This window comes from Vibrio sp. 10N.222.48.A3, assembly GCF_041475345.1.
Classification (GTDB): Bacteria; Pseudomonadota; Gammaproteobacteria; order Enterobacterales; family Vibrionaceae; genus Vibrio; species Vibrio tasmaniensis_A.
This window is the reverse complement of record NZ_JBFRVX010001291.1, coordinates 1-641: the sequence shown is the minus strand read 5'-3', so window position 1 is coordinate 641 and position 641 is coordinate 1. Positions and strand designations below refer to the sequence as shown.

The window sequence follows — 641 nt, the reverse complement described above, 5'->3', positions numbered from 1 at the left end:
TCAGCCATCCCTCCAGTGCCGCGAATAATATAGTGGTGTGATTCGCTTGTAAATACCCTTATTAACTGACTGCTTTTTTTATGAACAAGTTTGTGTGTTTTTATATTGTCAGAGTGAAAATATATCGAAAAATGTTTCTGATCGCTTCGACTTAGAGGATTAGATCTCGTTTGAGAAAGGAAGATGGAGATAGGATCTCATACAACAGATGTGAGAAACGTCATTAAGATCGCAGCCTTAGCTTCTTGGTGCTTAGCCACTACTCCTCATTAGGTTAACTTGCCTTTATTACTCATAAGATTCATAATAAATACATCTTATAGAGTGAAATATCCCAACATGCATATCACACGTTACACTGATTATTCCCTACGCGTTCTGATCTATTTAGCGATCAACAACCAATCTCTTAGCACCATCGGCGACATTGCTAACAGTTATGGTATTTCTAAAAACCACTTAATGAAGATCGTTCAGCAACTCAACCTCAAAGGGCACCTGATCGCTACAAGAGGAAAAAATGGTGGTTTGAAACTCAGTTGCCATCCAAGTCAGATCAACATAGGTACGTTAGTTCGAGAGTTAGAAGACAAACGTAACTTGGTTGAATGTTTTGGCGAAGATAATAGCTGTGTTATTAC

Annotated in this window: 1 protein-coding gene; it reads left to right on the top strand. The window is 38.2% G+C overall.

Annotation, left to right across the window (positions count from 1 at the left end):
* Positions 1-339 precede the first annotated feature (339 nt).
* Positions 340-641 (top strand): Rrf2 family transcriptional regulator (locus AB4653_RS25795; protein ID WP_372105649.1); only part of this gene is annotated, 302 nt, incomplete at its 3' end.